Below are 23,264 nucleotides of genomic sequence, written 5' to 3'. Positions count from 1 at the left end.
AGCTTATTGAACCTGATTGAGTCGTTCGGCGATGAAGCCGACCAGTTGCCGGGCGATCTTGCCCTTGCTGGTCTGCGCGAAGAGGGTTTGCTGCTGGCGGTCGATCACGGTCAAGGCGTTTTCCTCGCTGTTGAAGCCAATGCTGGGATTGGCCACGTCGTTGGCGACGATCAGGTCGAGGTTCTTGTCCTTGAGCTTGCGCGTGGCGTAGTCGAGCAAATGTTCGGTTTCGGCCGCGAAGCCTACGCTGAAGGGGCGGTCGCTACGACCGGCCAGGGTGGCGAGGATATCCGGATTGCGCACCATCTGCAGCAGCATGCCGTCACCGGTTGTGGGATCTTTCTTGAGCTTCTGCGGGGCGATGACTTCAGGGCGGTAGTCCGCGACTGCAGCGGAGGCGATCAGCAGGTCGCACGGCATGGCCGTTTCGCAGGCCGCGAGCATGTCGCGCGCGCTCACCACGTCGATGCGCGTGACGCGGTCGGGCGTCGGCAGGTGCACGGGGCCGGTGACGAGGGTCACCCTGGCCCCGGCTTCGGCGGCGGCTTCGGCCAAGGCGAAGCCCATCTTCCCGGAACTATGATTGGTGATGTAGCGCACCGGATCGATGTTTTCCTGGGTAGGGCCTGCCGTGATCAACACATGCTTGCCGGTCAACGACTGGCGCTTGAAGCTTTCTGCCGCGCACCAGGCCAGGTCGGTGGCCTCGAGCATGCGCCCGAGTCCGACATCGCCACAGGCCTGGCTGCCCGACGCCGGGCCGAACACCTGGAGGCCGCGTTGTTGCAGCAGCGCCAGGTTGGCCTGGGTGGCCGGATCGCGCCACATGGCCTGGTTCATCGCTGGCGCAACCGCCACGGTGGCATCGGTGGCCAGCACCAGGGTGGTCAGCAGGTCGTTGGCCATGCCCTGGGCCAGGCGCGCCATCAGGTCGGCGGTGGCGGGCGCGATGAGTACCAGGTCCGCCCATTTGGCCAGTTCGATGTGGCCCATCGCAGCTTCGGCAGCAGGGTCGAGCAGGTCCAGGTGCACCGGGTGGCCCGACAGCGCCTGCAGCGTGAGCGGGGTGATGAACTCGGCACCGCCGCGGGTCATGACCACGCGCACCTGCGCACCGTGTTCCAGGAGCCGGCGAATCAGCTCGGCGCTTTTGTAGGCGGCAATGCCACCTCCCACGCCGAGCACGATGCGCTTGCGATACAGCCGCTGCATAGAAAGGCCTTTTTCCAGAGAAAGCATGCGGCGACGAATCTGCCTGCGGCGGATCGTCGCATTTACGGGACGAAATAGGTTAACACAGCGCCCAAATACGCCGCATTAGCACACAAGGAGCGACGATGAACATCAGGGAGTGGCCGTTGGCGGAGCGGCCGAGGGAAAAACTGCTGAAAAAAGGTGCCGATACGCTGTCGGACGCCGAACTGCTGGCGGTGCTGCTCGGTTCGGGGTTGCCCGGCCGCAACGTGGTCGATCTGGCGCGCGGCTTGCTCGCCCGCTTCGGTGGCCTGCGTCAGGTACTCGAAGCCGACAGGGCGGCGTTTCTCGGCGAGATGGGGCTGGGGCCGGCACGTTACGCCCAGCTTCAGGCCTTGCTTGAAATCGGCCGACGCCACCTGGCCGAGTCCATCGAGCGCGGGCCGGCGTTGGAATCGCCGAGCCAGGTCCGGCGCTACCTGAAGTCGATGATGCGGCACGAGGCCAGCGAGGTGTTCGCCTGTCTGTTTTTCGACATTCGCTTGCGTCCATTGGGTTTCGACGTGCTGTTCCAAGGCACCATCGACCGCGCCAACGTGTTCCCGCGCGATGTGATCCGCCGCACGCTGGCGCGCAATGCGGCGGCCGTCATCCTCTGTCACAACCACCCTTCGGGCGTGCCCGAGCCCAGCCAGGACGACCTGCGTCTGACCTTGGCGTTGAAATCGGCGTTGCGGGTCATCGATGTGCGCGTGCTCGACCACATCATCGTCGGCGACGAAGAGCCGTACTCGATGGTCGAGCACGGCTGGTTTTCGACCGACTGAATCCTAGTCGACGCTGACCTTGGTGAAGTCCAGGCGTCCGAACGGGCTTACCTGATAGTGCTCGACACCTTTGCGCAGCAAGGTGGAAGCGGACGGGTGCGCCAGCGGCAACCATAGCGCCTGTTGCTGGATCAGCGTTTGCGCCTGCTGGTACAGACGGCTACGCACGCTCTGGTCGGCAGTGGTGCGGCCGGCGCTGATCAGCTGGTCGAGGCGCGGGTCGCAGAAGCGCGCGAAGTTGGTGCCCGACTGCACGGCGGCGCAGGAAAACTGCGGCGTGAGGAAGTTGTCCGGGTCGCCGTTGTCGCCGGCCCAGCCCATGAACAGCAGGTCGTGCTCGCCCTGCTTGGCGCGGCGGATCAGCTCGCCCCATTCGATCACGCGGATTTGCGCCTTGATACCGAGCTTGGCGAGGTCTTTCTGCAACATCTGCGCACCCTGGCTCGGGTTGGGGTTGAGCAGGCTGCCGGACGGACGCGTCCAGATCGTGGTGCTGAAGCCGTCGGCGAGGCCGGCCTTGGTCATCAGCGCCTTGGCCTTGGTCAGGTCGGTGGGGTAGCCGGGGAGGTTCTTGGCATAGCTCCAGGTGGTCGGCGGGTAAGGCCCGTCGGCCACGGTGCCGGTGTTCTCGAACACGGCTTGCAGGTAGGCGTGCTTGTCGAACGCCAGGTTGATGGCCTGGCGCACCTCGGGTTTGTCCAGCGGCGGGTGCTGGCTGTTGAAGGCCACGAAGGCGGTCATGAAGGCCGGCGTGCTGGCCACTTGCAAGGTGCTGTCCTTCTGCGCCTCGGCGATGTCCAGCGGCTTGGGCGACAAGGCCACCTGGCACTCGTTGCGCTTGAGCTTTTGCAGGCGCACGGTGGCATCCGGCGCGATCGCGTAGATCAGCGGGTCGACGGCCGGTTTGCCGGCGAAATAGTCGGCGTTGGCGCGGTAGCGCACCTGGGCGTCCTTCTGGAAGCGCTGGAACACGAAGGGACCGGTGCCGATGGGTTGGCTGTTGAGCTTGTCCGGCGTGCCGGCCTTCATCAGTTTGTCTGCGTATTCGGCCGAGTAGATCGAGGCGAAGCCCATGCTCAGGGTAGCAAGGAAGGTGGCGTCGGGGTGGTCGAGGGTGAAGCGTACGGTATCGGCCGTAGGCGCTTCGACCGACTTGATCAGGCTGCCCAGTTGCAGCGACTGGGCATGCGGGTAGCCGCCCGGCGCGGTCTTGTACCAGGCGTGGGCCGGGTAGAGCATGCGCTGGAAGCTGAACAGCACGTCGTCGCTCTGCAGCTCGCGGCTGGGCTTGAAGTAGGCGGTGCTGTGGAATTTCACGCCTTTGCGCAAGGTGAAGTCGTAGGTCAGCCCATCGGATGAGACGTTCCAGCTCTGCGCCAGGCTCGGCACGACCTTGCCTTGCGCGGCGTCGAACTCCACCAGGCGGTTCATCAGCACGTCGGCCGAGGCATTGGTGGTGGTCAGCGAGTTGTACTGCACCACATCGAACCCTTCGGGGCTGGCTTCGGTGCACACCACCAGCGGGGCGGCCTGAGCGATGCCTGCGGCAAACAGTGAAGAAAACGCGAAGCAAAGCGCGGCGGCACGCATGGGGAATCCTCGATGGGTCGGTGGCTATCGGCCGGTTCTGGCTGGAAACGTCCTACAGTAGGGGTGATGCCTGCAAATGACCACAGCCTTGGCGATTAATTCGGCGACGAACGGCGCAAGCTTCGTCAGCCTTGCGCACGGGCCGACCGCAGCCGTGCTGGCGTGCTCCGATGTACGCGGAGAGTTGTTGTGCACAAGTCTTTCTGGTATAAAGCAGCGCTCTTTTCTAGGGGCTCGGTCTGCCGCGCAAGCGGGTCCGGTCGAATAAGACCCCTGAAATACGGCGCCTGGCGCCAAGACTGAGAGATTAAGCGGCCAACCCATGCCGGGTTGGGCATGTGGTTTTAGAGGGCTGAGGCATGTCGAGAGTCTGTCAAGTTACCGGTAAGGGTCCGGTAACCGGGAATAACATTTCCCACGCAAACAACAAAACCCGTCGTCGTTTCCTGCCGAACCTGCAGCATCACCGTTTCTGGGTTGAATCCGAGAAGCGTTTCGTGCGTCTGCGCGTTTCCGCCAAAGGTATGCGTATCATCGACAAGCGCGGCATCGATGCCGTCCTGGTCGACATCCGTCGCGCCGGCAACAAGGTTTAAGGGAGAGCATCATGCGTGAATTGATCCGTCTGGTATCGAGCGCTGGCACTGGCCACTTCTATACCACCGACAAGAACAAGCGTACTACCCCGGACAAGATCGAGATCAAGAAATACGATCCGGTCGTCCGCAAGCACGTGACCTACAAGGAAGCCAAGATCAAGTAATTGATCGGCGACTTGAAAAAAACCCGCCTCCGAAAGGAGGCGGGTTTTTTTATGCGCTCGAATGCGGAGCCGACTTAGCGGATCACCAACTCGGCGATCTGGCCGTCGTCCACCTGGATAAGAACGCGGTCGCTGCGGATGTCCATGGTGGTCACATCGCCGGGGCCTGCGGCCTGGGACAGACCGGTCAACTCAAGGATGTAGGGTTTGACACTTGCGACATAACGCGAGCCGATCACATGGCGTGCTGGAGCGAGTGGATCTGTGGTCATGGTGTTTCTCCTGTACAAGAAGTGCTCGACATTGAGCGCGCCCATGATCCAGCGCTCGTAGCGCCAGCCCGCGTTAGGTATTTAGGACGGCACCGCTTCAGTGCCTGTCATATACGCCTGGAGCATCGGGCATCGAGAGCCTGACCGCATGCCCGTGAGGTGAGGCACGCCCGTTCGCAGAGAAGAAGAGGGCGTCGCGGACATGGAAGACCCGCGGTCTTGCGAACGCGGGTCTTTCGAAAATGACGCTGGCGGTTTCGGGGTCATGCGATGTACGGGTCGGTGATGCGGCCTGCGTCGTCAACGACGTGGGAGACGCGATCATTGGCCATTGCTCGGTCGCCGTCTCGCCAGCTTCGATGGCCCTGCGCAGGCCCGTCAGCTCGCGGACGTAGGGTTTGACACTTTCCCATACACCGAACCAAGCAGGTGCTTGGCCGAAACAAGGGTATCTGTAGCCATGGCCTATCTCCTTCAGTGACGTGCTCCGAGTGAGCGGCGCGATGGTCGAGCGCAGTCGCTTGCAGACTGCATCAGACAAATGGCACAGCGTACTCAATGCCAGGCTTTGTGCGGAAGGCTGCAGCCTGCGTCAGGCTGCCGAAACCGTTGCAGCGCCTGGCCTGCAGCACGAACCCGAACCCTGCGCGACCACCTGTTCCCGTCTCGCCTGACGGGTATGTCAAAGCTCGGTGTGGAGCCTAAGTAGCCTCGAACATGACATAGATCTTGCGGCACGGCTCCAACACCTCCCAGCTACCTTTGAAGCCGGCGGGAATCACGAAGCGATCACCCGCGCGCAGGGTTTTCGCATCGCCGGCTTCGTCGCGCAGCACCGACACGCCTTGAACGATCTCGCAGTACTCGTGCTCGGTGTAGTTGACCGTCCAGCGTCCTATGGCACCTTCCCACACGCCCGCAGCGAACTGGCCACATGGGCTGGCATAGTGGTTATAGATCAATTGGTCGGGATCGCCGGCGAGAATTTTTTCCGCGGCCGGTCGGTAGCGCTCGGCCTCGGTCAGGGCCTGGGCGAAGTCTATGATGGTGGCGATGCTCATGATGGATCCCCGTGAATGTTTAATAAAATGAACATATGAGGTCTTAAATGCCGATCATGTCAAATATATTGATAGTTTGATCGGCCTGGTTTAGGGTGCTAGCGCCTGTGCGCACTCGTTGCCCGGCCAGTATTTTCAGACAACGCCTGCGCGCCCTCAGTGCGGCGTTGCACCCTTACAAGAGGAGGATTTGGGTATGACCACCCTGACGCATGCGGATTGGGAACAACGTGCACAGCAACTGAAGATCGAAGGCCGCGCCTTCATCAACGGCGAGTACACCGACGCCAGCGCCGGAGAAACCTTCGACTGCCTCAGCCCGGTCGATGGTCGCTTCCTCGCCAAGATTGCCAGTTGCGACGTAGCCGACGCCAACCGGGCCGTGGAAAACGCCCGCGCCACCTTCGATTCCGGCGTCTGGTCGGGACTGGCCCCGGCCAAACGCAAGGCGCGTCTGATCCGCTTCGCCGAGCTGATGCGCGCCAACGTCGAAGAGCTGGCGCTGCTGGAAACCCTCGACATGGGTAAACCGATCGGCGATTCCTCCAGCATCGACATCCCCGGCGCGGCCAATGCCGTGCACTGGACTGCCGAAGCCATCGACAAGGTCTACGACGAGGTGGCGCCCACGCCCCACGACCAGCTTGGCCTGGTCACCCGCGAGCCGGTCGGTGTGGTCGCGGCCATCGTGCCCTGGAACTTCCCCTTGATGATGGCCTGCTGGAAGCTCGGCCCGGCCCTGGCGACCGGTAACTCGGTGGTGCTCAAACCGTCGGAGAAATCCCCGCTGACCGCCATCCGCATCGCCCAGCTGGCGATCGAGGCGGGCATCCCCGCCGGCGTGCTCAACGTGCTGCCCGGCTACGGCCACACGGTGGGCAAGGCCCTGGCCCTGCACATGGACGTCGACACCCTGGTGTTCACCGGCTCCAGCCGCATCGCCAAGCAGCTGATGATCTATGCCGGCGAGTCGAACATGAAGCGCGTCTGGCTGGAAGCCGGTGGCAAAAGCCCGAACATCGTCTTCGCCGACGCCCCCGACCTGGACGCCGCCGCCCAGGCAGCGGCCAGCGCCATCGCCTTCAACCAGGGCGAAGTGTGCACCGCCGGCTCGCGGCTGCTGGTGGAGCGCTCGATCCGCGACCAGTTCCTGCCAAAAGTGGTCGAGGCCCTCAAGGCCTGGAAGCCGGGCAACCCGCTGGACCCGGCGACCACCGTCGGCGCCCTGGTCGATACCCAGCAGATGAACACCGTACTGTCGTACATCAATGCCGGCCATCAGGACGGCGCCACGCTGCTCACCGGTGGCAAACGCATCTTCGAAGAGACCGGCGGCACCTACGTCGAGCCGACCATCTTCGACGGCGTGACCAACGCCATGAAGATCGCCCAGGAGGAGATCTTCGGCCCCGTGCTGTCGGTGATCACCTTCGACACTGCCGAAGAAGCCATCGCCATCGCCAACGACACGCCCTATGGTCTGGCCGCAGGCATCTGGACGGCGGACATCTCCAAGGCGCACAAGACCGCCCGCGCCGTGCGCGCCGGCAGCGTGTGGGTCAACCAGTACGATGGCGGCGACATGACCGCGCCGTTCGGCGGCTTCAAGCAGTCGGGCAACGGCCGTGACAAGTCGCTGCATGCGCTGGAGAAATACACCGAGCTGAAGGCTACCTGGATCAAGCTCTAACGGCCCAGTCCAAGCCCCTGAGGCCGTACCCGCAGCCGGGCCGATACGTCGGTCCGGCTGCGCCGTTTCTGTCGTTCGCACACTTCTGCCAAGGAACCGCCATGCGCTGGGCAACCTATTTCGCCGTACTGTCGGCCGTCTTGAGCGTGGGCCTGGCGCTGGGCGTGAGCATGCCGCTGGTGTCGCTGCGCCTGGAGCAGCAGGGCTACGGCAGCTTCGCCATCGGCGTGATGGCCGCCATGCCGGCGCTGGGCGTGCTGCTGGGGGCGAGCTTCGCCAGCCGGCTGGCGGGTTGGGTCGGAGTGCCGGCAGCGATGCGTCTGTGCCTCTGGGGCGGGGCGCTGTCGATCGCGCTGGTGGCCGTGCTGCCCAGCTACCCCTTGTGGCTGGGGCTGCGCCTATTGATCGGCATGTCGCTGACCGTGGTGTTCGTGCTGGGCGAGAGCTGGATCAACCAGTTGGTGGTCGAGCAGTGGCGTGGGCGTCTGGTGGCGCTGTATGGCAGCAGCTACGCCCTTAGCCAGTTGGCCGGGCCGCTGCTGCTGGGCGTACTGGGCTCGGGCGACGATTTCGGTTTCTGGGCCGCCACCGGGCTGTTGCTGCTGTCGCCGCTGATACTGCTGGGCCGTGACGGCGCGCCCGTCACCGAAGCGTGCAGTGTCGGCCTGCGCGACCTGGCCGGCTTCTGCCGCAGCCTGCCGGTGATCGCCTGGGCCATCGCCTTGTTCGCCGCCTTCGAGGCGATGATTCTGACGCTGTTGCCGGTGTATTGCCTGCAGCAAGGTTTCACCGCCGAGCTGGCACTGTTCATGGTCAGTACCGTGGTGGTGGGCGATGCGGTGCTGCAACTGCCGATCGGCGCGCTGGCCGATCGCCTGTCGCGGCGTCTGCTGTTCACCGGCTGCGCGGTGATCTTGCTGATCGCCAGCCTGACGATCCCGCTACTGCTGCATACGCCTGCGATCTGGCCGCTGTGGGTGCTGTTCGGCGCCAGCGCCGGTGGCCTGTTCACCTTGTCGCTGGTGCTGATCGGCGAGCGCTATCGGGACGATGCGTTGGTCAGGGCCAATGCCCACGTGGCCCAGCTGTGGGGCATCGGCTGCCTGCTCGGGCCATTGCTGGCCGGGGCGGGCAGCCAGTGGATCAGCGGCCATGCGCTGCTGTGGATCATGGCCGCCGGCGCTGCGGGACTGGTCTGGCTGACCCAGCGCCCCGGCGCGTTCGCGCCCGCCGCCAAGGCATGAGCCGGCCGCGCTAGAGCATCCGCTCCAGCCCTACCGCCTGGGCCACCCAAGCGTTGAAGCGTCGCCACAGGCCGCCGGGCTCGCGGGTCAGGGTATGGATCTGGCCGTTGTCCTCGGTGATCCACACCAGCTTGCCGTCCTGCAATTCGGGTCGGTAGCTGACGTCCGGGGCCATGCCCTGCAAGGCCAGCGCACGGGTGTATTCGGCCAGTTTCGGGCTGTCCACCAGCACGCCTACCTCGGTGTTCCACAGCACCGAACGCGGATCGAAGTTGAACGAGCCGACGAAGGTCTTGTGCCGGTCGAAGACCATCGCTTTGCTGTGCAGGCTGGAATCGGAACTGCCACGGAAATTCAAGCCGTGCGTGGAACTGGGGTCGCCGGGTTGGCGGCGCAGCTCGAACAGCTGCACGCCATGTTCGAGCAGGGTGCGGCGATAGGGTGCGTAACCCCCATGCACCGCTGGCACGTCGGTGGCTTCCAGGGCGTTGGTCAGCAGCTTGACGCTTACGCCCTGGTCGGCGCGGCCGGTGAGGTAGACCAAGCCCGTCTTGCCCGGCACGAAATAGGCCGAGATCAGAATCAGCTCGTGCTGCACCTGCTGTAGCTCGGGCAGCAGTTGCTGGGTCATCAGCAATTGCGGATCGGGTTCGTCCTTGGCCAGCACCTTGCTCGGCGCATCCCACAGCGCCTGGCCATGTGCCCAGATCAGCTCCTTGCGCCACTGCGCCAGGCGCGGTGCCCGTTGCCAGGCCATCAGCCGGTCGTACAGTGCCTTGCGCTCGACCCGCGCCTTGGCCAGCGAGGCGTCGAGGCGCTGGCGACTGGTCTTGAGGGCGTCGGCGTCGGGTTCGCGCCAGAGAAAATCGATGATTGGCCGGCTCAGGGCGCTGTTCCAGTACTGGTCGAAGCTGTGGCCCAACTGGTCGGCGATCGGGCCGATGCCGAGCATGTCGATGTCGGTGAAATTGAGGTTGGGCTCGGCGTCGAAGTATTCGTCGCCCAGGTTGCGACCACCGACGATGGCCATGCTGTTGTCCGCCAGGAACAACTTGTTGTGCATGCGCCGGTGCTGCAGCGACAGGTTGAACAGGCGCCCGGCGGTGCGCGTCAAGCCCGTGCTGCGGCCCAGGTGCAGCGGGTTGAACACGCGGATCTGGATGTTGGGGTGGGCGGCGAGGGTGCCGATCAGGCTGTCCAGGCCGTCGCTGGTGGTGTCGTCGAGCAACACGCGCACGCGCACACCGCGGTCGGCGGCAGCGAGCAGTTCGTGGACCAGGGCGCGGGTGCTGAGGCCGTCATGGACGATGTAGTACTGCAGGTCGATGCTGGTCTGTGCGTTGCGCAGCAGCTCGGCGCGGGCATGGAAGGCTTCGGTGCTGTTGGGCAGCAGACGGAAACCGGAACGGCCGTCGTGGACCGCCGCTTGGCTCAGCACCGAGCGGCCGAATGGCGATTGCTCGGCGGGCAGGGCCTGGCTGGTCTGGCGTGGTGGGCTGACGCTGGCGCAACCGGCCAGGCCGAACAGCAGCGCCAGTACGAGAGGCAGTGCTCGCTGGAGTTTCAAGATGGAGGCGTCCTGTACGCGGTGAGTCCGCAGGTATTGACCCTGCAGGGCAGCACAAAGTTACCCGGCACTGTCGTCTTCTGCCAGCAGACGCCCCACGGTTTCACCCACACGGCACACTGCGGCTTCGAGTTCGGCCGAGGGGCGCACGGCGTAGTTCATGCGCAGGCAGTGACGGTATTTGCCGGCGGCGGAAAAGATACTGCCCACGGCAATCTGTACCCCTTGTTCGAGCAACGCCCGGTTGAGCCGCAAGGTATCGAAGTGCTCGGGCAATTCCACCCACAGCATGAACCCGCCCTGTGGACGGCTGACGCGGGTGCCGGCCGGGAAATACCGCGCCACCCAATCGCTCATCACATCGCGGCTGCGTTGGTACTGGCTGCGCAGGCGGCGCAGGTGCGGCTGGTAATGGCCTTCGGCGATGAAGTCGGCGATCGCCAGCTGCGGCTGGGCGGCGGTGCAGCCGGTGCTGATGTACTTCATGTGCAGCACCCGCTCCAGGTAACGCCCAGGTGCCACCCAGCCCACCCGCAGGCCCGGCGCCAGGGTCTTGGAGAACGAACTGCAGAGCAGCACGCGGCCGTCGTCGTCGAACGACTTGATCGTGCGTGGGCGGGGGTAGGTGTAGGCCAGATCGCCATACACGTCGTCTTCGAGAATCGCCACATCGAAGCGTTGGGCCAGGTTCAGCAGGGCTTTCTTGCGCGCCTCGGGCATGACGTAGCCCAGCGGGTTGTTGCAGCTGGGGGTGACCTGGATGAGCTTGATCGGCCACTGCTCCAACGCCAGCTCCAGCGCTTCGAGACTGATCCCGGTCAGTGGATCGGTGGGAATCTCCATGGCCTTCATGCCCAAGCCCTTGAGCGTCTGCATGGCACCGTGGAAGCTCGGCGACTCCACTGCGACGATGTCGCCCGGTTCGCACACCGCGCGGATGGCGCACGACAGCGCCTCGTGGCAACCGGTGGTCACCACCACGTCGGTGGCGGCCAGGTGGCAGCCGGAATCGAGGGTAAGGCGGGCGATCTGTTCGCGCAGGCGCAGGTTGCCGTGGATGGTGTCGTAATGCAGCCCAGGCATGTCCAGGCGCCGGCTGAGCTGCGCCAGGCTGCGCAGCAGGGGCTTGAGAGTGGTGGTGTCGACGTCGGGCATGCCACGCCCCAGTTGGATCACCTCGCGGCTTGGAGTGCTGCTCATCAGGTCCAACACCTGCTCCCACTGGGAGATTTCCACCGGCCGTTGCGCCGGCCGACTGACCGCAGGCAGCGCCGCCTGGCTGCGCCCCTCGTTGACGAAGTAGCCGGACTTCGGCCGCGGTGAGACCAGGCCGTTGTCTTCGAGCAGGCGGTAGGCCTGCTGCACGGTACTCAGGCTCACGCCATGTTCCAGGCTCAGCGCGCGCACCGAGGGCAGGCGCTGGCCCGGACGGTACAAGCCCTGCTCGATGCGGGTGCCGAGCAATTCGGCGAGGTTGACGTACAGCGTCATGACACGCTCCTGGGGTGAACGGGAGAAACCGGTACAGATCGCAGGAAAATACAGCATTCATGCCTGCTTCGGCGCGATCTGTGTGGGTTTAATCGTCTTTGATTGGATCTGTATCCTCGGGCGCGGCGCGCGGCATCCTATGCTCCTGTCCAGCCACGATCAGGAAGCAGCCACCATGAATGGGTTCAGCGAGGTTTCGCCGACATCGGACATTCAGCCCGTCGCGCTCGACGAGCGCGGCGCCCAACCCAGGCCGACACGCCTGCAGCGCCTGCTGCGCCGCTGGCACACCCGCCAGGCCCTGCTGACGCTGACCGAGGCGGAACTGCGCGATGTGGGCCTGAGCCTGCAACAGGCCCACGCGGAAGCCGCCAAACCGTTCTGGAAGGGCTGACTACACCAGCTCCTTGAGCCGATGCCAGAGCATGCCCAGCGCCAACAGCGGCGAGCGCAGGTGCTGGCCGCCGGGGAAGGTCATGTGCGGCACCTTGTCGAACAGTTCGAAGCGCCCGCCGGCCTGGCCGCTGATGGCCTCGCCAAGCAGGCGCCCGGCCAGGTGCGTGGCGTTCAGGCCATGCCCGGAGTAGGCCTGGGCGTAGAACACGTTGGGCTGGCTGGCCAGGCGACCGATCTGCGGCAGACGGTTGGCACCGATGCCGATCATCCCGCCCCACTGGTAGTCGATGCGCACATCGGCCAGTTGCGGGAACACCTTGAGCATCTTCGGCCGCATGTAGGCGGCGATGTCCTGCGGGTCGCGTCCCGAGTAATGGCAGGCGCCGCCGAACAGCAGGCGCTTGTCGGCCGACAGTCGGTAGTAGTCCACGGCCACCCGCTGGTCGCACACCGCCATGTTCTGCGGCAGCAACTGACGGGCGCGTTCTTCCCCCAGTGGCTCGGTGGCGATGATGTAGCTACCGGCCGGCAGCACCTTGCCGCCCAACTCGCGGTTGAGGCCGTTGAGGTAGGCGTTGCAGCACAGCACCAACGTGTCGGCACGGACCTGGCCTTGGGCGGTGTGCACCACCACCTGCGGGCCGTAGTCGATGCGCGTGACGGGCGATGCCTCGTACAGACCGACGCCCAGTTGCGCGGCCACGGCCGCCTCGCCCAATGCCAGGTTCAACGGGTGCAGGTGCCCCGAGCCCATGTCGATCAGGCCGCCGGCATAGCGCTGGCTGCCCACCACCTGGTGCATGTCGGCCTGGCTGACCAGGCGCAGCTCATGGGCATAGCCCAGGCCGCGCAGTTCCTCGGCGTCCTCGGCGAAACCGTCCAGCTCGCCGGGTTTGTTCGCCAGGTCGCAGTAGCCCCAGGTCAGGTCGCAGGCGATGGCATGGCGCTCGACACGCTGGCGCACGATCTCCACCGCTTCCAGGCCCATCAGCTTCAAGCTGCGCACACCGTCGTCGCCGAGCGTCTTGCGGAACTGCTCCAGGCCATGGCCGACGCCGCGAATCAGTTGTCCGCCGTTGCGCCCGCTGGCGCCCCAGCCCATGCGCTGCGCTTCCAGTACGATCACCGAGAGGCCGCGCTCGGCGAGTTCGATGGCGGTATTGACCCCGGAGAAGCCGCCGCCGACGATGCAGACGTCGGCGCGTTGCATCCCACTGAGCGCAGGATGATCGGGTTGGGCCACGCTACTGGCGGCGTAATAGGAAGCGGCGTGTGGCATGGGTATGTCCTGGGCAAGGCGAGGAGGCGAGGATAAGCGCTGCCTTTGCACCGCGCCAACCCCTGGGCGATTGGGTAGGCCAGACGCTTGCCTTACACTGGCGGGCCATTTTCCCGACCCTGTGTTTTGCCGATGCCCGACAACCGCCACAAGATCCACTTTCTGCGCGAGCTGATCCCCACCTTCGCCTGCGAACCCGGCTGCCACGACTGCTGCGGGCCGGTGACCACTTCCAGCGAGGAAATGGCCTGCCTGCCGCGCAAGTCGGCGGCCGAGCAGGCGGCGGCGCTGGAGCGCCTGGACTGCGTGCATCTTGGGCCAGATGGCTGCACCGTGTACGAAAACCGACCGATGATCTGCCGACTGTTCGGCACCACGCCGCGCATGGCCTGCCCCCGCGGCCGCGGGCCAAAGACGCCGATCGAACCCGAGGCCGAGCGCCTGGTGCACCGCTTCATCGCCAGCACCCGGCAGGTGCTGGTCTGAGGCTCAATCCGGAATCGGCAGGCACAGGCTCTCTTTGACTTCTTCCATGACGATGTAGCTCTTCGACTCGCGCACATGGGGCAGCTTGAGCAGGATGTCGCCGAGCAGCTTGCGGTAGGAGGCCATTTCGGAAATCCGCGCCTTGACCAGATAGTCGAAGTCACCCGACACCAGATGGCACTCCAGCACGTGGGGCAGCTTGAGCACGGCGCGGCGGAATTCCTCGAAGGTGTCGCCCGACTTGTAGTCCAGGCCGATTTCGACGAACACCAGCAGGCTGCCCTTCAGGTGCTGTGGGTTGAGGCGGGCGTTGTAGCCCATGATGATGCCCTCGCGCTCCAGGCGGCGTACGCGCTCGGTGCAGGGCGTGGTGGAGAGGCCGACCTTTTCGCCCAGCTCGGTGAACGAGATACGTCCGTCGTTCTGCAAGATGCGCAGGATGTTGCGGTCGATCTTGTCCAGTTCGCGCTTGCTCTGATGCTGGGTTCTCATAGGGGATGCCCCTCCGTGAAAGGCGAAAGTGCCGAGAATTGTCGCCAAATATAGGCGTTTATACAGTGGAATGCACTGGCGGGTAGTTTTTATACTGCGCCCATTCTCATCCACCTCAGCGAATGCCCGCGGCACGCCGCGCAAAGGAAGCGACAATGCGAGTTCTGGTACTGGGTGGCGGTGTGATCGGCACCGTCAGCGCTTACTACCTGGCCCGGCAAGGTTTTCAGGTGACCGTGGTCGATCGCCAGCCGGCGGTGGCCATGGAAACCAGCTTTGCCAACGCCGGCCAGATCTCGCCCGGCTATGCCTCGCCCTGGGCCGCGCCAGGAGTGCCGCTCAAGGCCATCAAGTGGCTGCTCGAACGCCACGCGCCCCTGGCCATCAAGCTCACCGGCGACGTCGACCAGTACCTGTGGATGGCGCAGATGCTGCGCAACTGCACCGCCAGCCGCTATGCCCTGAACAAGGAACGCATGGTGCGTCTGTCCGAGTACAGCCGCGACTGCCTCGACGAGCTGCGCGCCGAAACCAGCATCGCCTACGAGAGCCGCACCTTGGGCACCACCCAGGTGTTCCGCACCCAGGCCCAGGTCGATGCCGCCGCCAAGGACATCGCCGTGCTGGAACGTTCCGGTGTGCCCTTCGAGTTGCTCGACCGCGACGGCATCGCCCGGGTCGAGCCGGCCCTGGCCGGGGTCAAGGACATCCTCGCCGGCGCGCTGCGCCTGCCCAACGACCAGACCGGCGACTGCCAGCTGTTCACCACGCGCCTGGCCGAGATGGCCCGGCAGTTGGGTGTGGAATTCCGTTTCGGGCAGAACATCCAGCAGTTGCAGGCAAGCGGCGAGCGCATCGACGGTGTGCTGATCGACGACAAGCTGGAGACCGCCGATCGTTACGTGCTGGCCCTGGGCAGCTACTCCCCGCAGCTGCTCAAGCCGCTCGGCATCAAGGCGCCGGTCTACCCGCTCAAGGGTTATTCGCTGACCGTGCCGATCACCGATGCGGCCATGGCGCCGACCTCGACCATCCTCGACGAAACCTACAAGGTAGCGATCACCCGTTTCGACGAGCGCATCCGCGTGGGCGGCATGGCCGAAATCGCCGGTTTCGACCTCGGTCTCAACCCGCGCCGACGAGAAACGCTGGAGATGATCGTCAACGATCTCTATCCTCGCGGCGGCGACCTGCGCCAGGCCGAGTTCTGGACCGGTCTGCGTCCGGCCACCCCCGATGGCACGCCCATCGTCGGCGCCACCCGGCTGCGCAATCTGTTCCTCAACACCGGCCATGGCACCCTGGGCTGGACCATGGCCTGCGGTTCCGGGCGTTTGCTGGCGGATCTGATCGCGCGCAAGACGCCGCAGATCAGTGCGGCGGGGCTGGACATCTCGCGCTATGGCCATGGGCAGAGCGCCGCTCGCCAGGGCCAGCCGACGCCGGCCCACTCGTAATCGCCTACAGGGCCGGTGTGCCGGCCCTGCGAAACCAGCGCCGGCATGCCGGCCTTTGCAAACCCGGGCCATGGCGTGCCTGGGTTCGTCTTTCCACCCGACCTGCCAGAAGGCTGCAGACATGCGTCCCGCCCGTGCCCTGATCGACCTCCAGGCCTTGCGCCACAACTACCGTCTCGCCCGCGAGCTATCTGGCGCCAAGGCGTTGGCCGTGGTCAAGGCCGATGCCTATGGCCATGGCGCGGTGCGTTGCGCGCTGGCACTGGAAGCCGAGGCGGACGGCTTCGCCGTGGCCTGCATCGAAGAGGCGCTGGAACTGCGCGCGGCGGGGATCGAGGCACCGGTGCTGCTGCTCGAAGGCTTTTTCGAGGCCAGCGAGCTGGCGCTGATCGCCGAGCACGACCTGTGGTGCGTGGTGCATTCACTGTGGCAGTTGCAGGCCATCGAACGAACGCCTGTGCACAAGCCCCTCAAGATCTGGCTCAAGCTCGACAGCGGCATGCACCGCGCCGGCTTGTCGCCGCTCGAATACCGCGACGGCTACCAGCGGCTGCTGGCCAGCGGCAAGGTGGCGCGCATCGTGTTGATGACCCACTTCGCCCGCGCCGACGAGCTCGACGTCGAGACCACCGCGCAGCAGCTGGCGGTGTTCCAGGCCGCCCGCGAGGGCCTGGCGGCCGAGTGCAGCCTGAGCAATTCGCCGGCCGTGCTGGGTTGGCCCCAGGTGCGCAGCGACTGGGCACGCCCCGGCATCATGCTCTACGGCGCCACGCCCTTCGAGGTGCCCCAGGCCGAAGCCACGCGCCTGCAACCGGTGATGACCCTGCAATCGCGCCTGATCAGCGTGCGCGAACTGCCAGCCGGCGAGCCGGTGGGCTACGGCGGCCACTTCACCACGCCGCAGGCATCGCGCGTCGGCGTGGTGGCCATGGGTTATGCCGACGGTTACCCCCGACAGGCGCCCACGGGCACGCCGGTGGTGGTGGCCGGCAAGCGCACGCGGTTGATCGGGCGGGTGTCGATGGACATGCTCTGCGTCGACCTGAGCGACGTGCCCGAGGCGGTGGTCGGCAGCCCGGTGGAACTGTGGGGCAAGCAGGTGCTGGCCAGCGACGTGGCGATCCAGGCCGGCACCATCCCGTATCAGATCTTCTGCAACCTCAAGCGCGTGCCACGCGATTACGCGGGCGAGTGACGCAGCCGACGCACAGGCAGCGGTGTTGTAAATCCTGAACGCGGTCGCCATCATATCGGCCACATTTGCCGCTATTCGACCGTTTCAGGAGGCTCCGCTTTGGACGTTGGCGAACGACTGCAAGCCATTCGCAAGCTCAAGGGCCTCTCCCAACGAGAGTTGGCCAAGCGCGCCGGGGTGACCAACAGCACCATCTCGATGATCGAGAAGAACAGCGTCAGCCCTTCCATCAGCTCGCTGCGCAAGGTGCTCAGCGGCATTCCCATGTCGATGGTCGAGTTCTTTTCCGTCGAGCTGGAGCCGGAAAGCACCGCGCAGATCGTCTACAAGGCCGACGAGCTGATCGACATCTCCGACGGCGCCGTGACCATGAAGCTGGTCGGCAAATCCCACCCCAATCGCGCCATCGCCTTGCTCAACGAGATCTATCCGCCAGGTGCCGACACCGGCATCGAGATGCTCACCCATGATGGCGAGGAGACCGGCATTCTGCTCGAAGGGCGCCTGGAACTGGTGGTCGGCCACGAGACCTTCATCCTCGAAGCCGGCGACAGCTATTACTTCGAAAGCACCCGTCCGCATCGTTTCCGCAATCCCTTCGCAGAACCTGCGCGGCTGATCAGCGCTGCCACCCCCTCGAACTTTTGATCTGGCGCAGGCTATCGGCGGTTCGATAGCCCTTTGCAATGTGGGGTCGTTCCGGCGCCCGGGGCTTGTCGTTATACTCCCGGCGCCCGCGTGGACCGTGGCCGTGGGCGAGATCAGCCACCATGAGGGTGTATGCGTGAACCAGATCAAGAAGAGGCTGGCCCTCCCAGCCGTTATGCTCGCCCTGTGGGCGCTCGGTGCCCAGGCGACGACCGACGACGACCTTGCCAGGCGCCTCGCGCCCGTGGGGCAGGTGTGCGTCCAGGGGCAGGAATGCAAAGGCATGGAGGTGGCGGCGACGGCCGGCGGTGCGGGCGGTGCGAAGAACATCGATGAGGTGATCACCAAGCACTGCAACGCCTGCCACGGCCCCGGCCTGCTCGGTGCGCCGAAGATCGGCGACACTGCCGCCTGGAAGGAACGGGCCGACCATCAGGGGGGGCTCGACGGCATCCTCGCCAAGGCCATCACCGGCCTCAACGCCATGCCGCCCCGCGGTACGTGCGCCGATTGCTCGGACGCCGAGCTCAAGCAGGCGATCCAGAAGATGTCGGGCCTGTAACCGCAACGTCTGGCGCAATCTGTCCAGACGCCGCGCAGTGCCTGTCCGAGGTTGCACCGACCCTCGCAGGGAGACTGCATCGCCAGCCGCTCGCTGCGACGGATGACATACGCACGGGCGGCGCACACATCGAGCAAGCGTGCAGCAAAAGCGCCTGAACATGGGTCCAACGTGCGCATCCCCGGACGCTCATGGAGGCCACGATGGCGCAACGGTGCTCGATCGATCAGGCGGTAGACCAAGTGCTGGCGCAGCTTCCGGCCCACATCCACATGGGCCTGCCCCTGGGCCTGGGTAAACCCAACGCCTTCGTCAACGCGCTGTATGCGCGCATCCGCGACTGCCCCGAACGGCGCCTCACGATCTACACGGCCCTGAGCCTGGGGCGCCCGCCTTTGGGCGATGGCTTGCAGCGACGTTTTCTCGAGGCCTTCGTCGAACGGGTCTTCGCGGACTACCAGGAACTGGAATACCTGGCCGACCTGCGCCGCGACCGTCTGCCGGGCAACATCCGTGTCGAGCAGTTCTTCATGCAGCCCGGCAGTTTGCTGCACAGCGACGCCGCGCAGCAGGACTACGTCAGCAGCAACTACAGCCACGCTGCCCGCGATATCAACGCCAAGGGCCTGAACCTGGTGGCGCAGCTGGTGGCGACCACGCCCGAACGGCCGGGCCAGTTGAGCCTGGCCTGCAACCCGGACATCACCCTCGACCTGCTGCCCATGGTCGCCAAGCGCCGCGCGGCAGGCGAAACCATTCTCGTGCTCGGTCAAGTGCACGCCGAGCTGCCGTACATGCCGGGCGATGCCGAGCTGAGCGAAAGCCAGTTCGACCTGCTGATCGCAGAACCCGAGCAGCGCCGTCTGTTTTCCACCCCCAACATGCCGGTGACCACCCAGGACCACTGCATCGGTCTGCACGTCAGCGCCCTGGTACGCGATGGCGGCACCTTGCAGATCGGCATCGGCGCCATGGGCGATGCGGTGGCTGCGGCGCTCTTGGCCCGCGAGCAGCACAACGGCGGGTACCGGAGCTTGCTCGAAGCGCTGGACCTGAGCCCCTGGCAAGCGCTGATCGACGAAGAGGGCGGCCTCGAACCCTTTGCGCAGGGGCTGTACGGTTGCAGCGAAATGTTCGTCAACGGCCTGTTGGTGCTGGCCGAGGCCGGCATCGTAAGGCGCCCGGCCGACGAAGACGGTGCGTTGGTGCATGGCGGCTTCTTCCTCGGCCCGCGACGTTTCTACCAGCACCTGCGCGACATGCCCCTGGCCGAGCGCGAACGTTTCGCCATGACCGCCATCAGCTTCATCAACGAGTTGCACGGCGACGAGGCGCGCAAGCGGCGTCAGCGTCGCGACGCGCGTTTCGTCAACACGGTGTTCGCCGCGACCCTGATGGGCGCCGGTGTGGCCGACCAACTGGAAAACGGTCGGGTGCTCAGCGGCGTGGGCGGGCAGTACAACTTCGTCGCCCAGGCCCACGCGCTGGAGGGCGCGCGCTCGGTATTGCTGCTGCGCAGTTGGCGCGAGGCGCAGGGCAAGGTCAGTTCGAACCTGTATTGGCAGTACGGCCACTGCACCATCCCGCGCCATCTACGCGACATCGTGGTGACCGAGTACGGCATCGCCGACCTGCGCGGGCAGACCGACAGCGAGGTGATCGCGCGATTGCTGGCAGTGTGCGATTCGCGTTTCCAAGCGGGCCTCATGGACCAGGCCAAGAAAGCCGGCAAATTGGCCAAGGATTTTCGACTCCCTGCACGGTTCACCGACAACTACCCCGAACGCTTGGAGCGGATTCGTGCGCGCCACGCGCAGTTCTTCTCGGACTTCCCGTTGGGCAGCGACTTCACCGACGAAGAGGCCGATCTGCTGCGGGCGCTGGACTGGCTCAAGCGCCGGGCCAAACCCGGCAAGGCGCTGGAGCTGGCCAAGGCTGCGCTGAGCGCGCCGCTGCCGGAGGCCTATGCCGCGCATGTGCGGCGCATGCAGCTGGAGGCACCCGAAGGCTTCAAGCAAAAGCTGCAACGGCGTTTGCTGTTGGCCGCATTGCAAGCGACCAGCCATCCATAGGCACGGCTGGTTCGGTGCTCCGTGTAATCACGCTGGCCTTCGCAAATCCGTGCAGGAGCGCCGAACCGGCCGCTCCTGCACCAAACGCGTATCTCGTCGGCGAAGCACCGGTCTGTCGGAGCGCGGGTCGGCCGTTCCTATGGCACAACAGGTTCGACGCAGCTAAAGAGGTGGGTTCACCCGCTCTTTTTACAGGAACGTCACCACGCCACCTGCCAACGATTTCACCCGCGCCAGCGATTCCACGCGGTAGCCCTGGCTGTCCAGCTCGGCGCGACCGCCCTGGAACGACTTCTCGATGACGATGCCGATGCCCGCGACGGTGGCGCCGGCCTGCTTGATGATCGAGATCAGCGCCTGCGAGGCTTTGCCGTTGGCCAGAAAATCGTCGATCACCAGCACACGGTCGCTGCTGTTGAGGTGGCGCGGCGAGACGGCCACGGTGTTCTCGGTCTGCTTGGTGAACGAATACACCGACGCGGTCAGCAGGTTCTCGGTCAAGGTCAGCGACTGGTGCTTGCGCGCGAAGATCACCGGCACACCCAGGCGCAGACCGGTCATCACCGCCGGGGCGATGCCCGAAGCTTCGATGGTGACGATCTTGGTGATGCCCGCCTCGGCGAACAGGCGGGCGAATTCGTCGCCGATCAACTGCATCAGGGCCGGGTCGATCTGATGGTTGAGAAACGCATCGACTTTCAGAACCTGGTCGGAAAGCACGATGCCTTCGTCGCGAATCTTCTGCTGCAGTGCTTCCACGGTGGTGTCCTCGATGTCACGAAAATGGCCCCGGCCCATGATGCCGGGGCAAAGGTTGAATGCTTCAAGTGCGTCTCGACCGGGGTCGCGACGTCGTGTGGGTTCAGTTGCGAATTCGGCGCTCGGTCAGCGTTTGAGCATGGCTCGGATGTCGGCCAGGGCAGTATTGCCGCGCGCGGCCTTGACCTCCACCGGAGCGTCGTCCAAGCCTTCCCAGGCCAGATCCTCGGGCGGCAATTCGTCGAGGAAGCGGCTGGGGGTGCAATCGATGATCTCGCCGTATTGCTTGCGCTTGGCGGCGAAGGTGAAGGCCAGCGTCTGCCGGGCACGGGTGATGCCCACGTAGGCCAGGCGGCGTTCTTCTTCGATGGTGTCGGCTTCGATGCTGGAGCGGTGCGGGAGGATCTCCTCCTCCATGCCCATGATGAACACGTACGGAAATTCCAGGCCCTTGGACGCATGCAGGGTCATCAGCTGCACGCCTTCGGCGTTGTCTTCCTCTTCCTGCTGCCGCTCGAGCATGTCGCGCAAGACCAGCTTGCCGATGGCGTCTTCGATGGTCATGTCACCCTCTTCGTCTTTTTCGAGGGTGTTCTTCAGGGCGTCGATGAGGAACCAGACGTTGCTGATGCGGAACTCCGCAGCCTTGTCGCTGACGGTGTTCTGGCGAATCCAGTTTTCGTAGTCGATGTCACGGACCATGGCATGCAGCGCGGCGATCGGATCGTCCAGCGCGACCTTGTGGCGCACGCCGTCGAGCCAATGCTTGAAGCGCTGCAAGCGTTCGGTATAGCGCGCATCCAGGTGTTCGCCCAGGCCCAGCTCCTCGCTGGCGGCGTACATCGACACGCCGCGTTCGGTGGCGTAGTTGCCGAGTTTCTCCAGGGTGGTCGAGCCGATCTCCCGACGCGGCACGTTGATCACCCGCAGGTAGGCGTTGTCGTCGTCGGGGTTGACCAGCAGACGCAGGTAAGCCATGAGGTCCTTGACCTCCTGGCGGCCGAAGAAGCTGTTGCCGCCCGACAGGCGATACGGCACCTGGTGGTGCTGCAGCTTGAGCTCGATCAGCTTGGCCTGGTAGTTGCCCCGGTAGAGGATGGCGAAGTCGCTGTAGGGGCGGTCGGTGCGCAAGTGCAGGGTGAGGATTTCCATGGCCACGCGCTCGGCTTCGGTGTCCTCGTTCTTGCAGCGGATCACGCGGATCTCGTCGCCCACGCCCATCTCGCTCCACAGCTGCTTTTCGAAGGCGTGGGGGTTGTGCGCGATCAGCACGTTGGCGCAGCGCAGGATGCGGCTGGTGGAGCGGTAGTTCTGCTCGAGCATCACTACTTTCAGGGAGGGGTAGTCCTCCTTGAGCAGCATCAGGTTTTCCGGACGCGCACCGCGCCAGGCATAGATCGACTGGTCGTCGTCGCCGACCACGGTGAACTGGTTGCGCTGGCCGATGAGCATCTTCACCAGCAGGTATTGGCTGGCGTTGGTGTCCTGGTATTCGTCCACCAGCAGGTAGCGCACGCGGTTCTGCCAGCGTTCGAGCACGTCGCGGTGCTCTTCGAACAGCTTGACCGGCAGCAGGATCAGGTCGTCGAAGTCCACCGCGTTGTACGCCTTGAGCGTGCGCTGGTAGTGGGTGTAGACGATGGCGGCGGTCTGCTCGCGGGGGTTGCGGGCTTTTTCCAGGGCCTGGGCGGGCAGGATCAGGTCGTTCTTCCAGGCACCGATCATGTTCTTCACTTCATCGATGCCGTCGTCGCCCGCGTATTCCTTCTGCATGATGTCCGAGAGCAAGGCCTTGATGTCGGTCTCGTCGAAGATCGAGAAGCCGGGCTTGTAGCCCAGGCGCGCGTGCTCCTTGCGGATGATGTTCAGGCCCAGGTTGTGGAAGGTGCAGACCGTCAGCCCGCGGCCTTCGCCTGGGCGCAGCAGGGTGGCGACCCGTTCCTTCATTTCGCGCGCGGCCTTGTTGGTGAAGGTCATGGCGACGATGTACTGGGCGCGGATGCCGCACTTCTGTACGAGGTGGGCGATCTTGCGGGTGATCACGCTGGTCTTGCCCGAACCTGCGCCGGCGAGGACCAGGAGGGGGCCGCCGACGTAGTCGCACGCTTCCTGCTGCCGGGGGTTGAGTCGGGACATGCGGTAAACCGGGGGTGGCCAGAAAATAGCCGCGCATTCTAGCAGGCATGCACGGCCATGGCGCGACCGTCCGCCGTGCAAAT

The 23,264-nt window shown here is 65.0% G+C and carries 22 protein-coding genes; 12 read left to right on the top strand and 10 right to left on the bottom strand.

Annotation, left to right across the window (positions count from 1 at the left end):
- Positions 1-3 precede the first annotated feature (3 nt).
- Positions 4-1,212: a bifunctional phosphopantothenoylcysteine decarboxylase/phosphopantothenate--cysteine ligase CoaBC gene (coaBC, locus tag AA0Z93_RS07105; RefSeq protein ID WP_413048330.1), complete on the bottom strand. Its 1,209-nt coding sequence runs from the start codon at positions 1,210-1,212 to the stop codon at positions 4-6.
- A 125-nt stretch (positions 1,213-1,337) separates the two neighbouring features.
- Here coaBC and radC point away from each other — a divergent pair, with 125 nt between their 5' ends.
- Positions 1,338-2,021: a RadC family protein gene (gene radC / locus AA0Z93_RS07100; protein WP_413045771.1), complete on the top strand. Its 684-nt coding sequence runs from the start codon at positions 1,338-1,340 to the stop codon at positions 2,019-2,021.
- A 3-nt stretch (positions 2,022-2,024) separates the two neighbouring features.
- Here radC and AA0Z93_RS07095 read toward each other — a convergent pair whose 3' ends face one another.
- Entirely contained in the window at positions 2,025-3,611 is a 1,587-nt protein-coding gene (locus tag AA0Z93_RS07095) for an ABC transporter substrate-binding protein (RefSeq protein ID WP_413045772.1), read from the bottom strand.
- Between the two features lie 359 nt (positions 3,612-3,970).
- Between AA0Z93_RS07095 and rpmB the strand changes: the two genes are divergently transcribed.
- Together rpmB and rpmG are read left to right on the top strand one after the other, a co-directional pair.
- The gene (rpmB, locus tag AA0Z93_RS07090; RefSeq protein WP_028693180.1) at positions 3,971-4,207 is read left to right on the top strand and encodes a 50S ribosomal protein L28; all 237 of its coding nucleotides are present in this window, start codon (positions 3,971-3,973) and stop codon (positions 4,205-4,207) included.
- Positions 4,208-4,218: 11 nt separating this feature from the next.
- Positions 4,219-4,374 carry a 50S ribosomal protein L33 gene (rpmG, locus tag AA0Z93_RS07085; RefSeq protein ID WP_021702025.1) on the top strand — a complete coding sequence of 52 codons (156 nt, stop codon included), beginning with the start codon at positions 4,219-4,221 and terminating at the stop codon, positions 4,372-4,374.
- Between the two features lie 74 nt (positions 4,375-4,448).
- Here rpmG and AA0Z93_RS07080 read toward each other — a convergent pair whose 3' ends face one another.
- Positions 4,449-4,646 carry a hypothetical protein gene (locus tag AA0Z93_RS07080; protein ID WP_413045773.1) on the bottom strand — a complete coding sequence of 66 codons (198 nt, stop codon included), beginning with the start codon at positions 4,644-4,646 and terminating at the stop codon, positions 4,449-4,451.
- Positions 4,647-5,347: 701 nt separating this feature from the next.
- A complete protein-coding gene (locus tag AA0Z93_RS07075; protein WP_413045774.1) occupies positions 5,348-5,707 on the bottom strand; it encodes a cupin domain-containing protein in 360 nt (119 codons plus the stop codon).
- A 196-nt stretch (positions 5,708-5,903) separates the two neighbouring features.
- On the opposite strand from AA0Z93_RS07075, the gene AA0Z93_RS07070 reads away from it, so the two are divergent.
- Both AA0Z93_RS07070 and AA0Z93_RS07065 read left to right on the top strand, forming a co-directional pair.
- Positions 5,904-7,397, top strand: coding sequence for an aldehyde dehydrogenase (locus AA0Z93_RS07070; protein WP_413045775.1), 1,494 nt, complete (start codon positions 5,904-5,906; stop codon positions 7,395-7,397).
- Positions 7,398-7,498: 101 nt separating this feature from the next.
- Positions 7,499-8,641, top strand: a complete 1,143-nt coding sequence (locus AA0Z93_RS07065; protein ID WP_413045776.1) for an MFS transporter — start codon at positions 7,499-7,501, stop codon at positions 8,639-8,641.
- Positions 8,642-8,651: 10 nt separating this feature from the next.
- Here the strand turns inward: AA0Z93_RS07065 and AA0Z93_RS07060 are convergent, their stop codons facing one another.
- Positions 8,652-10,208: a phospholipase D family protein gene (locus tag AA0Z93_RS07060; protein WP_413045777.1), complete on the bottom strand. Its 1,557-nt coding sequence runs from the start codon at positions 10,206-10,208 to the stop codon at positions 8,652-8,654.
- 60 nt (positions 10,209-10,268) lie between these two features.
- The gene (locus AA0Z93_RS07055) at positions 10,269-11,699 is read right to left on the bottom strand and encodes a PLP-dependent aminotransferase family protein (RefSeq protein ID WP_413045778.1); all 1,431 of its coding nucleotides are present in this window, start codon (positions 11,697-11,699) and stop codon (positions 10,269-10,271) included.
- Here AA0Z93_RS07055 and AA0Z93_RS07050 point away from each other — a divergent pair.
- A complete protein-coding gene (locus AA0Z93_RS07050) occupies positions 11,698-12,093 on the top strand; it encodes a DUF1127 domain-containing protein (protein WP_413045779.1) in 396 nt (131 codons plus the stop codon). The genes AA0Z93_RS07055 and AA0Z93_RS07050 overlap by 2 nt on opposite strands.
- Here AA0Z93_RS07050 and AA0Z93_RS07045 read toward each other — a convergent pair whose 3' ends face one another.
- On the bottom strand, positions 12,094-13,374 hold the full coding sequence (locus AA0Z93_RS07045) for an NAD(P)/FAD-dependent oxidoreductase (RefSeq protein WP_413045780.1): 1,281 nt from the start codon (positions 13,372-13,374) through the stop codon (positions 12,094-12,096).
- A gap of 132 nt (positions 13,375-13,506) precedes the next feature.
- On the opposite strand from AA0Z93_RS07045, the gene AA0Z93_RS07040 reads away from it, so the two are divergent.
- A complete protein-coding gene (locus AA0Z93_RS07040) occupies positions 13,507-13,860 on the top strand; it encodes a YkgJ family cysteine cluster protein (protein WP_413045781.1) in 354 nt (117 codons plus the stop codon).
- Positions 13,861-13,863: 3 nt separating this feature from the next.
- Here AA0Z93_RS07040 and AA0Z93_RS07035 read toward each other — a convergent pair whose 3' ends face one another.
- Entirely contained in the window at positions 13,864-14,352 is a 489-nt protein-coding gene (locus AA0Z93_RS07035) for an Lrp/AsnC ligand binding domain-containing protein (protein WP_028693190.1), read from the bottom strand.
- A gap of 155 nt (positions 14,353-14,507) precedes the next feature.
- Between AA0Z93_RS07035 and dadA the strand changes: the two genes are divergently transcribed.
- The 5 genes from dadA to AA0Z93_RS07010 all read left to right on the top strand — a co-directional run bounded on the left by dadA (position 14,508) and on the right by AA0Z93_RS07010 (position 20,286).
- Positions 14,508-15,809: a D-amino acid dehydrogenase gene (gene dadA / locus AA0Z93_RS07030; RefSeq protein ID WP_413045782.1), complete on the top strand. Its 1,302-nt coding sequence runs from the start codon at positions 14,508-14,510 to the stop codon at positions 15,807-15,809.
- A gap of 121 nt (positions 15,810-15,930) precedes the next feature.
- Complete coding sequence (alr, locus tag AA0Z93_RS07025; protein ID WP_413045783.1) at positions 15,931-17,004, top strand: alanine racemase; 1,074 nt, start codon at positions 15,931-15,933, stop codon at positions 17,002-17,004.
- 99 nt (positions 17,005-17,103) lie between these two features.
- Entirely contained in the window at positions 17,104-17,652 is a 549-nt protein-coding gene (locus AA0Z93_RS07020; RefSeq protein ID WP_413045784.1) for a cupin domain-containing protein, read from the top strand.
- Positions 17,653-17,788: 136 nt separating this feature from the next.
- The gene (locus AA0Z93_RS07015; protein WP_413048331.1) at positions 17,789-18,214 is read left to right on the top strand and encodes a c-type cytochrome; all 426 of its coding nucleotides are present in this window, start codon (positions 17,789-17,791) and stop codon (positions 18,212-18,214) included.
- Positions 18,215-18,417: 203 nt separating this feature from the next.
- Positions 18,418-20,286, top strand: coding sequence for an acetyl-CoA hydrolase/transferase C-terminal domain-containing protein (locus AA0Z93_RS07010; protein ID WP_413045785.1), 1,869 nt, complete (start codon positions 18,418-18,420; stop codon positions 20,284-20,286).
- A gap of 189 nt (positions 20,287-20,475) precedes the next feature.
- Here AA0Z93_RS07010 and AA0Z93_RS07005 read toward each other — a convergent pair whose 3' ends face one another.
- Positions 20,476-21,045, bottom strand: coding sequence for a xanthine phosphoribosyltransferase (locus tag AA0Z93_RS07005; protein WP_413045786.1), 570 nt, complete (start codon positions 21,043-21,045; stop codon positions 20,476-20,478).
- Between the two features lie 126 nt (positions 21,046-21,171).
- Entirely contained in the window at positions 21,172-23,181 is a 2,010-nt protein-coding gene (gene rep, locus AA0Z93_RS07000) for a DNA helicase Rep (protein WP_413045787.1), read from the bottom strand.
- Positions 23,182-23,264 lie beyond the last annotated feature (83 nt).

Source organism: Pseudomonas phoenicis (assembly GCF_047302395.1).
GTDB lineage: Bacteria > Pseudomonadota > Gammaproteobacteria > Pseudomonadales > Pseudomonadaceae > Aquipseudomonas.
This window is presented reverse-complemented; position numbering and strand designations above follow the sequence as displayed.

Excerpts from the sequence above, each read along its gene's own strand:
- rep (WP_413045787.1), bottom strand. The coding sequence starts at position 23,181 with ATGTCCCGACTCAACCCCCGGCAGCAGGAAGCGTGCGACTACGTCGGC.
- AA0Z93_RS07035 (WP_028693190.1), bottom strand. The coding sequence starts at position 14,352 with ATGAGAACCCAGCATCAGAGCAAGCGCGAACTGGACAAGATCGACCGC.
- AA0Z93_RS07095 (WP_413045772.1), bottom strand. The coding sequence starts at position 3,611 with ATGCGTGCCGCCGCGCTTTGCTTCGCGTTTTCTTCACTGTTTGCCGCA.
- AA0Z93_RS07050 (WP_413045779.1), top strand. The coding sequence starts at position 11,698 with ATGACACGCTCCTGGGGTGAACGGGAGAAACCGGTACAGATCGCAGGA.
- alr (WP_413045783.1), top strand. The coding sequence starts at position 15,931 with ATGCGTCCCGCCCGTGCCCTGATCGACCTCCAGGCCTTGCGCCACAAC.
- AA0Z93_RS07065 (WP_413045776.1), top strand. The coding sequence starts at position 7,499 with ATGCGCTGGGCAACCTATTTCGCCGTACTGTCGGCCGTCTTGAGCGTG.
- AA0Z93_RS07045 (WP_413045780.1), bottom strand. The coding sequence starts at position 13,374 with ATGCCACACGCCGCTTCCTATTACGCCGCCAGTAGCGTGGCCCAACCC.
- AA0Z93_RS07075 (WP_413045774.1), bottom strand. The coding sequence starts at position 5,707 with ATGAGCATCGCCACCATCATAGACTTCGCCCAGGCCCTGACCGAGGCC.
- AA0Z93_RS07070 (WP_413045775.1), top strand. The coding sequence starts at position 5,904 with ATGACCACCCTGACGCATGCGGATTGGGAACAACGTGCACAGCAACTG.
- radC (WP_413045771.1), top strand. The coding sequence starts at position 1,338 with ATGAACATCAGGGAGTGGCCGTTGGCGGAGCGGCCGAGGGAAAAACTG.
- AA0Z93_RS07080 (WP_413045773.1), bottom strand. The coding sequence starts at position 4,646 with ATGACCACAGATCCACTCGCTCCAGCACGCCATGTGATCGGCTCGCGT.
- rpmG (WP_021702025.1), top strand. The coding sequence starts at position 4,219 with ATGCGTGAATTGATCCGTCTGGTATCGAGCGCTGGCACTGGCCACTTC.
- AA0Z93_RS07055 (WP_413045778.1), bottom strand. The coding sequence starts at position 11,699 with ATGACGCTGTACGTCAACCTCGCCGAATTGCTCGGCACCCGCATCGAG.
- AA0Z93_RS07040 (WP_413045781.1), top strand. The coding sequence starts at position 13,507 with ATGCCCGACAACCGCCACAAGATCCACTTTCTGCGCGAGCTGATCCCC.
- rpmB (WP_028693180.1), top strand. The coding sequence starts at position 3,971 with ATGTCGAGAGTCTGTCAAGTTACCGGTAAGGGTCCGGTAACCGGGAAT.
- dadA (WP_413045782.1), top strand. The coding sequence starts at position 14,508 with ATGCGAGTTCTGGTACTGGGTGGCGGTGTGATCGGCACCGTCAGCGCT.
- AA0Z93_RS07010 (WP_413045785.1), top strand. The coding sequence starts at position 18,418 with ATGGCGCAACGGTGCTCGATCGATCAGGCGGTAGACCAAGTGCTGGCG.
- coaBC (WP_413048330.1), bottom strand. The coding sequence starts at position 1,212 with ATGCAGCGGCTGTATCGCAAGCGCATCGTGCTCGGCGTGGGAGGTGGC.